This window comes from Armatimonas sp. (assembly GCF_964826245.1).
The window spans coordinates 1-7,741 of record NZ_CBAYMC010000211.1; the positions used below are offsets into that span (position 1 = coordinate 1).

Genomic DNA, 7,741 nt, shown 5'->3' on the forward strand with positions numbered 1-7,741 from the left:
AAAGATGAGGCAAGCGAGGCACTCTGGCTTGACCCTAAAGACGTGGAACTAGACGAGATTGCATTCCCCTCAATGCGCGTGGCACTGACAATTTACCGGGAGGGATTATCCTAAAATGGACGAAGGATTTGAGGTACGTGGGGAGTTTATTACCCTGGGTCAGCTTCTAAAAGCGCTCGGAATCGCCATGACGGGCGGTGAGGCGAAGCGGTTGCTGGAAGAGGGCGGCTTCGAGATCAATGGGGAGCCCGAGCAACGGCGAGGGCGCAAGCTAAGGCCAGGCGACTCGGTCGTGTTCCCCGACGGCGCGGAGCTAGCGCTTACCCCAGAGTCGAACTCCGAGGGCGGCGACAATGCTCCCGGCGATACACATCATGAGCAAGGCCAGCAGCCGCTTGATGTAGCCCACGAACAGCCAGCCCGCCTGAAGCGCACCAGCACCCGCCGCGTTGTTGTCCGGCGCAGGCGTCGCACCGGGTAGTGGCTTAGGCGTCGGCGGTGGAGTCGGCAAAGGTTGCGAGGGGGCCTCAAAGAGCTGTTTCGCGGTCAAAAAAACATAACCCACCAGAGCCAGCCCCGCCACGATTACCACGAAGGCGAAGAGACGTGTCGCCAGACGATTTTCGGGTTTGGGGGACGGGGTTGAAGAGGGTAGGGTTGCAGACATCGCTTCGGTAATTCTAACCGATAAACTTCATAATGTCCACGGCACGCATCCCGGCACGCCGCGCCGCCTCGAGCCCTGCCGGACCATCCTCGTAGACGACGCAATCCGCAGGTGCTACACCGAGCGCTGCGGCAGCAAGCAGCATCCCCTCGGGATCAGGCTTGCCTTTGTTAACATCCTCGGAGCCAATGATCCGCACAAAGCAGTCTCGAATCCCCAAGATGTCCAGTGTCTCCTCGACGAGTGCGTGCATCCCTCCTGAAACCACCGCCAGAGGGACAGTCCCGTAAAAGCGCCGAAGCTCCGCGAGAACAGGCTCGATAGGCGTGAGCTGAGGAATGAGTTTCTGGTAGGTCATCTCTTTTTCATGGGTCAGCTCCGCCAGTGCGAGTGTCACTTGGTGCTGCTGGGAAAGCCACTCTAGAATCTCGTAGGCAGGCGCCCCGGCCCAGGCATAGAACTGCTCCCGAGTAAACATTGTCGGGTGCCCCGCACGGTCAAGAGTGGCTCGCCATGCCTGGTAGTGGAGCGGCATCGTGTCCGCCAGGGTACCGTCGCAGTCAAAGATAATGCCCCCCGGCGTAAAGGGGAGCGGCATCGAAATCAGGTGATCTAGCACGCTCCCATCGTATCACGCCACGCCGGAAGCCTAGTCGAGGGTGAGGTGCGGACGGAGCTGGGCGAGCTTCTTCTCCCCGATTCCCTTCACTTTCATCAGCTCGCTGAGCTCGCTAAACTTGCCTTGCTCGGTGCGGTAGGCGACGATGCGCTCGGCGATGGCGGGGCCGACTCCCGGAAGGCTCTCTAGCTCCTTGGCCGTCGCTTTGTTGAGCGCGACCATTCCCGCTTCCGCCTTGGTCGTTTTCGCAGCCTTGGGGGCTTTCTTCGTCGCCATCACAGCGGCTTTAGGGGCAGCTTTCTCGGTGGTCTGCGTCTGAGCGAGGCTCAGGGTGGTCAGGCTCAAAAGAGCGGCGGCGCAGATCGTCAGTTGGGTAAAGATCGTTTTCATTGTCTCAGGTTTCCTCTTGGTTGGTTCTTGCGGAGGTCTCTCCCCCGCTTTCACCCCTAGAACGGGTGAGAACCCCTGATTCTGATAAAAACCCGAAAGTTTATTTTTACGGATAGAGCAAGTGTGGCTTGCGGCGATTGGCAAACGTGCGCAGGCTGGGGCTCCAGCGGCGAGCAAGACTCGCATAGTCCTCGCCTGCCAAGACGCCGTCCATCGCCTGACGATTGACCAGCAGCGTCATGAGCTTCTCCGCCTGCCACGCACTCGGGTAGAGCTTGCGAAGCGTGAGTGCCAACTCCAGACCAACTCGCACGGGCTGGAGCTTTAGGCGATCGGTCACCAGAAAGTTGACACCGCCACAGAGCTCACCTGCGAACTTGCTGGCCTTGGGCGTGAAGCGCACGGGGATAAAGCGAATACCTGGGAGATTCTTCGCATTGAGTGCACTTGCCAGCCGACGCGGCTCGATATACGGAGCCCCGATCCACTCAAACGGCGTGTCGGTACCCCGGCCTACGGAGAGATTGGTGAACTCGACCAGCCCGATTCCCGGATAGAGCGTTGCCTGCGTGAGAGAGCGCATGTTGGGCGAGGGATTGACCCAGGTAAGGCTGGTGGTGTCGAAGTAGTCGCGACGATTCCAGCCCTCGCAGGGGACGACCGTGAGATCCACTTTCAGGTTTTTCTCAGCGACGATCAGCCGCGCCATCTCGCCCATGGTCATGCCGTGGCGCACCGGGATCGGGTGGTACGCGACAAAGGCGAGCTTGTCTTTGTCTGCAATCGGACCTTCCATCGCGACGCCGCCAATGGGGTTAGGACGATCCAGGACGATAAAGCGCTTTCCGTGCCTTGCCGCCGCCGTCAGACAGTGCCCTAGGGTAGAGAGGAACGTATAGAAGCGGCAACCCACATCCTGGATGTCGTAGACCAGGGTCTCGATTCCCGCAAGCTGCTCCGCTGTGGGCTCGTAGCGCTCGCCGTAGAGAGAGTACACCGGCAGGCCCGTCTTAGGGTCTTTGCCATCTGGGACTTTCTCATCCACTGCGCCGCGAATCCCATGCTCCGGCCCAAAGAACGCCTTAAGCTGCACGGCAGAGGACTCCGCCAGAATATCTGCGGTCGCCACACCGTCTATGGTAAGCCCCGTGTGGTTCGTGATCAGCCCAACGGTTCCACGTCCCAGTGCGGAGAATTTATCCCGTACCAGCACGTCCACGCCACACCACACAGAAGAAGTAGAAACTGTTTCCATGAGACTATTCTACAACGTCGCCGTCGGCAGAGTTGCACAGGCTTCAGGAAATACATGCAGTCGTTCCAGACGAAAATGGTAAAATTGTCCATGTCTCGACAACTCGCTCGTACTCTCCCCCTCTTAGGAGCCACGTTTCTGGCCACCGCGCTTCTGGCCACGGCGCACCAGTCTCCGCCGAGAGTCCTTGGTGTTTTGGACAACGATAAAGAGATCACGGTTAAGCGTGGGGAGAGGATAACAATTCGTCTCCCCGCCAACCCCTCAACGGGCTATAGCTGGTATTTTTTCAGTGGGAACGATCCCTGGAAGCTCAAAAGCCGTAAGTACACCCAGACACCCGCCAATCCACGTCTGGTCGGGGCGGGTGGCGAGGAGACATTCATTTTTGAGACAACCGCTCCTGGCACGGGTTATCTCCGCCTGATCAACGTCCGTCCTTTTGATCCCAAAGTTGCCCTAGAGAATATCTGGCAAGTCCAGGTCAAAGTGAAAAATAGGTAGCTCTTATGCTAGACACACTGGCGCTCAGCTTTATCGAGAATCAGACCCTGCACCATGCGCCCAAGGCGAAGCGTGTGGTGCAGCTCTTCATGTCTGGCGCGGCCAGCCAGTGCGACACGTTTGACTACAAGCCCGAGCTGATTAAGCGGCGCGGCGAGAAGTTCGATCCCGGTGGGAAAGTGGAGCTGTTCCAGAGCGCGCCGGGCGTGGTGATGCCCTCACCGTGGGAGTGGAAGCGCTACGGCAAGAGCGGACGCTGGGTGAGTGGGCTCTTGCCAAATCTGGCGGAGTGCGTGGACGACATGGCGTTTCTCTACGCGATGGTCGCCAAGTCCAATGTGCATGGCCCGGCGACATTTATGCAGAACACCGGCTTTGTCCTGCCCGGCTTTCCTAGCATGGGCGCGTGGCTCAGCTACGGCCTTGGCTCGCTCAACGACAACTTGCCGACGTTTGTGGTGCTCCCCGACAACCGTGGCGTCCCGCCCAACGGTCCGGCGAACTGGGGCGCGGGGTTTCTGCCCGCAACGCACCAGGGAACCGTGGTGAAAGCCGGCACGAAGACCCCGATCTACGATCTGTTTCCGCCCGAGCGCCCCTATCTGACGCCCCAGAGCGAGCGTGAGAGCCAGGCGCTCTTGCAGAAGCTCAATAAGGCCCACCAAGCCACGCGGCCCGGTGACACACGCCTTAGTGCCCGGCTCCAGTCCTACGCTCTCGCCGCACGGCTCCAGCTCTCCGCTCCCGAGGTGCTCGATATCACGGGGGAGTCGCCGGAGACGCGCAGGCTTTATGGCGTGGACGATCCCCTCACGGCCGATCTGGGGCGGCGCTGCCTGACCGCGCGGCGCCTTTTAGAGCGCGGCGTGCGCTTTGTGCAGATCTGGAGCGGCGCGGACAATGGCTTCCCTCGGCGCAACTGGGACTCGCACGAAGACTTAGCGAGAGATCACGGGATGCTCGGCGCGGAGCTGGACAGGCCCGCCGCCGCGCTGCTCAAAGACCTCAAGGCACGCGGCCTGCTCGATGACACCATCGTGATCTGGACCACGGAGTTTGGACGAATGCCCTGCAGCCAAGGTGGCAAGGGCCGCGATCATAATCCGGCGGCGTTTACGAGCTGGATGGCGGGTGGCGGCATTAAAGGTGGCACCAGCTATGGCGAGAGCGACGAGTGGAGCTTCCGTGCAGCGGTCAACCCTACGTACTGCTACGACCAGCACGCCACGGTCTTGCATCTGCTCGGAATAGATCACAAGCGCCTGACCTTCCGGCACAACGGCATTGACCGCCGCCTGACCGATGTGCACGGGAAGATCATCTCGGAGATCCTGACATAGCCATCGTCGCCATAGCTTGCATCTCTGCGCAGATGAGAAAAACGAAAAAACCAGGGGGCTGTAGCTCTTTCCCCGTCCCGTAACACACATCACAGGAGCCGTGTCTAGACAACAAGTTACCCATAGTTCCGAACAGGACGTTTACCGTCCATGCGAGGTACAATTGCCGTATGATGCGTCATGTACTCCTCGGAATCGGGGCGCTGGGAAGCCTGGTCGGGGGAGCCCTGCTCCCCCTGCGGGCACAGGACTCCGTGCCCCCCTCGCCTGCCGTGCAGCTCGCTGTGGGCGGTAACCGTGGCCCCTATGAAGTGGCCTTCACCCCCGATGGCACCCTCGCGCTGGTGACGGAGTACGACGAAGGTGCGCTCGCGGTGATTGAGCGGGCGACGGGAAAAGTACTGCGGCATATACCAACTGGTGGGATGCAGCCCACGGGCGTGGCGGTCACCCCCGACGGTGCACTGGCGCTGGTCACCAATAGCTTCAGCGGCTCCGTCGCGTTTCTCGACCTCAAGGCCAACAAGACCGAGACACTCCCCCTGCGGGGGATGCCTTGGGATGTGGTGGTCACTCCGGATGGGAAGCGAGCCTTTGTCTCTGTGAGCCAGCTCAACCAAGTGGTGGTGCTGGATATCTCCACACGAAAAATCACGGCGACCCTTCCCACGGGGCACCGGCCTCAAGCGCTCGCCCTCACCCCCGATGGCAGCACGCTCGTCGCGGCCAACCTCACCGCCGGAACCGTGAGCTACTTCGACACGGCGAGCCTTGCAGCGCGGGGGACGGCCAAGGTTCCCTCGGTCAACCTGCGCGGGGTCGCGGCCTTTGCCGACGGGCGCCATGTCTTTGCCGTGGGTCAGCGTGCCCAGAACGAGCGCCCCACCGAGACTCCTATCGGGATCTGGTCCAACCAGGCCTTTGTCCAAGCCCCCGGCGGCCCGCGCAACGGGATCGAGAACCTCTGGCTGGATCTCATGGGCACCGATGTCTCCGACCCGGACTCGGTGGTACTCGACGCACGGGAGCAGCTTGCTTACGTGACCTGTAGTGGCGGCGACAGTGTCAATGTCGTGCCCGTCGATGGCGAGGGCGTGACGCGTACGGTCTCGGATATTGGGGCGCATCCGCGTGGGCTGGCCTTCACCCCAGATAAGAAAGAGCTCTGGGTCGCGAATTTACTCGGCAACGACCTGGCCGTCCTTGATCCCACCACGCTCAAAATCCTCCGCCGCGTCTCGCTGGGAGCCACTCCACGCAAAGACCCCAACCTCCTCGGGCGCTACCTCTTTGCCAGCGCCAAGATCGTCAATGGTGAGCAGTTTAGCTGCAACTCCTGCCACCCCGATGGCGGCACCGATGGCATCTCCTGGAAGTTTGTCCATGTCCCTGATGCCCTCGGCAAGCAGACCGACCGCAACGCCAAGGCGCTCCGTGGTGACATTGGGGGAAGCTCGCCGTATCGCTGGAGCGGCCACGAGCCGACTATTCGGCACTTTGTCGAGGGCGAGCTCAAGGGCCTCTTGCAAACTCCCACTATCACCGAGAGCGAGAAAGCCGCCCTCGCAGACTATGTCGGCGCCATCCCCGAGCCCCCCAATCCCTACCGTACTCCCACCGGCGCATTTACTCTCGCCGCACTTCGGGGTAAACTACTTTTTGAAGGAAAAGCGGCCTGCACCACCTGCCACTCGGGGCCACGGTTTGGGGGAGAGCGCAAGGCTTGGATCGGCACCACCCCTGAGGGCGTGTCTTTGCAAGTGCCGCGCCTCAAGGGGGTCTACGACAGTGCGCCCTACCTACACAATGGGAAGGCCACAACCCTAGAGGAGGTATTTACGCAACAAAATACGAATAGCCTTCATGGAAAGATCGAGCTTCTCTCCGCAGAGGAGCGCGTTGATCTGTTGCACTATGTTCGGGAACTCTAAAATAAGGAATTGAAAAGCATGAATCTCAAGTTTGGTCTAGTCGCTGCCGCCAGCCTGCTGGCAGTCGCAGCATTCGCCGCAATCGAGTCCGGCCTCAAGCCGGGTGTGCAGCCCGCTCCCTTCCAGGTCGTCGATGTCACCGGCCCTAACAAGGGCAAGGAGCTCTGCTACCGCTGCCAGTACGGTGGCTCCCCCGTGCTCGCCGCCTTTGTTAAGAACGACCCCGCCAAGGCCGGTCAGCTTCTCGTCGACCTGCAAAAAGTGGTCAATGCCCGCTCCGGGAAAGGCCTAAAGAGCTTTGCGGTCTTCATGAGCGGCCCCGAAGCCACAGCGACCATTAAGAAGATCGCTACCGAGAAGGGGATCACCATCCCACTGGTGTTCCTCCCCCAAGGCACCTCGGCATCGGATATCGCCAGCTACAAGATCAGCCCCGAAGCTCAGAACACCGTGATCCTATGGCGCGCCTCCCGTGTCCGCAGCAACTTTGTGGATGTGGATGCAGCCAAGGTCGCCGACGTGGCCAAGGCTGCCGACGCGATGCTCCAGTAGTGTAGCTCGCCTCCGTTTAGATCGCCCCCGTATTATGGGCGGCACGCCCTTCGCAGCCGTAGGCTCTCAAGCTCTCCCGCTCTAACCGAGAGGACAAACGGGGGCGATCCAAAGCAGGAGACCTGCCGCACTATCGGGAATAAACCCCCATGGTGCGGCATTTTCTTTGCGGCGTTTTGCTGGTCCTGGGCACGATAGCCCACGCCCAGCCCCAACCCACGGCGGCAGCAACCGTCCTCAAGACACGCTGCCTCTCTTGCCACGGCCCCGAGCAGGCATCGGCGGGTGTCCGCCTCGATAGACCCCTCACGGCGGCACTTGCGAAGAAAGTCCTCGCTGCCGTTGCCTACGACGGAGAAATTAAAATGCCCCCCAGCGGCAAGCTTGCTCAGAGTGAGCTCACGCCCCTCGCCGCCTGGGCACGTGCCACCAAGCCCGAGAAGCCTCACTGGGCCTGGCAACCCCTCACCTCTCTCACCTCTC

At 60.9% G+C, this 7,741-nt stretch carries 8 protein-coding genes and 1 pseudogene; 6 read left to right on the plus strand and 3 right to left on the minus strand.

Translation table 11 applies throughout. The annotated features are described in order from the left end of the window. The first annotated feature begins 115 nt into the window (after window positions 1-115). Window positions 116-481 (plus strand): RNA-binding S4 domain-containing protein, encoded by a 366-nt coding sequence (locus AC1XOS_RS17245; RefSeq protein ID WP_481963465.1) that lies wholly within the window; start codon window positions 116-118, stop codon window positions 479-481. Between the two features lie 199 nt (window positions 482-680). Here the strand turns inward: AC1XOS_RS17245 and AC1XOS_RS17250 are convergent, their stop codons facing one another. The 3 genes from AC1XOS_RS17250 to AC1XOS_RS17260 form a co-directional block, all read right to left on the minus strand. Continuing rightward, window positions 681-1,286: an HAD family hydrolase gene (locus AC1XOS_RS17250; RefSeq protein WP_481963466.1), complete on the minus strand. Its 606-nt coding sequence runs from the start codon at window positions 1,284-1,286 to the stop codon at window positions 681-683. A 30-nt stretch (window positions 1,287-1,316) separates the two neighbouring features. Beyond that, window positions 1,317-1,676 carry a ComEA family DNA-binding protein gene (locus AC1XOS_RS17255; RefSeq protein WP_481963467.1) on the minus strand — a complete coding sequence of 120 codons (360 nt, stop codon included), beginning with the start codon at window positions 1,674-1,676 and terminating at the stop codon, window positions 1,317-1,319. 106 nt (window positions 1,677-1,782) lie between these two features. After that, window positions 1,783-2,931: an exo-beta-N-acetylmuramidase NamZ family protein gene (locus AC1XOS_RS17260; RefSeq protein WP_481963468.1), complete on the minus strand. Its 1,149-nt coding sequence runs from the start codon at window positions 2,929-2,931 to the stop codon at window positions 1,783-1,785. A gap of 90 nt (window positions 2,932-3,021) precedes the next feature. On the opposite strand from AC1XOS_RS17260, the gene AC1XOS_RS17265 reads away from it, so the two are divergent. The 5 genes and pseudogenes from AC1XOS_RS17265 to AC1XOS_RS17285 form a co-directional block, all read left to right on the plus strand. Beyond that, window positions 3,022-3,435 carry a protease inhibitor I42 family protein gene (locus AC1XOS_RS17265; RefSeq protein ID WP_481963469.1) on the plus strand — a complete coding sequence of 138 codons (414 nt, stop codon included), beginning with the start codon at window positions 3,022-3,024 and terminating at the stop codon, window positions 3,433-3,435. A gap of 5 nt (window positions 3,436-3,440) precedes the next feature. Continuing rightward, window positions 3,441-4,775, plus strand: coding sequence for a DUF1501 domain-containing protein (locus AC1XOS_RS17270; RefSeq protein WP_481963470.1), 1,335 nt, complete (start codon window positions 3,441-3,443; stop codon window positions 4,773-4,775). Window positions 4,776-4,945: 170 nt separating this feature from the next. Further along, on the plus strand, window positions 4,946-6,706 hold the full coding sequence (locus AC1XOS_RS17275) for a hypothetical protein (RefSeq protein ID WP_481963471.1): 1,761 nt from the start codon (window positions 4,946-4,948) through the stop codon (window positions 6,704-6,706). Window positions 6,707-6,715: 9 nt separating this feature from the next. Further along, window positions 6,716-7,258: a hypothetical protein gene (locus tag AC1XOS_RS17280; RefSeq protein WP_481963472.1), complete on the plus strand. Its 543-nt coding sequence runs from the start codon at window positions 6,716-6,718 to the stop codon at window positions 7,256-7,258. Between the two features lie 149 nt (window positions 7,259-7,407). Next, window positions 7,408-7,741, plus strand: a pseudogene (locus tag AC1XOS_RS17285) (hypothetical protein); the annotation flags it as partial.

Excerpts from the sequence above, each read along its gene's own strand:
- AC1XOS_RS17245 (WP_481963465.1), top strand. The coding sequence starts at position 116 with ATGGACGAAGGATTTGAGGTACGTGGGGAGTTTATTACCCTGGGTCAG.
- AC1XOS_RS17255 (WP_481963467.1), bottom strand. The coding sequence starts at position 1,676 with ATGAAAACGATCTTTACCCAACTGACGATCTGCGCCGCCGCTCTTTTG.
- AC1XOS_RS17260 (WP_481963468.1), bottom strand. The coding sequence starts at position 2,931 with ATGGAAACAGTTTCTACTTCTTCTGTGTGGTGTGGCGTGGACGTGCTG.
- AC1XOS_RS17265 (WP_481963469.1), top strand. The coding sequence starts at position 3,022 with ATGTCTCGACAACTCGCTCGTACTCTCCCCCTCTTAGGAGCCACGTTT.
- AC1XOS_RS17270 (WP_481963470.1), top strand. The coding sequence starts at position 3,441 with ATGCTAGACACACTGGCGCTCAGCTTTATCGAGAATCAGACCCTGCAC.
- AC1XOS_RS17275 (WP_481963471.1), top strand. The coding sequence starts at position 4,946 with ATGATGCGTCATGTACTCCTCGGAATCGGGGCGCTGGGAAGCCTGGTC.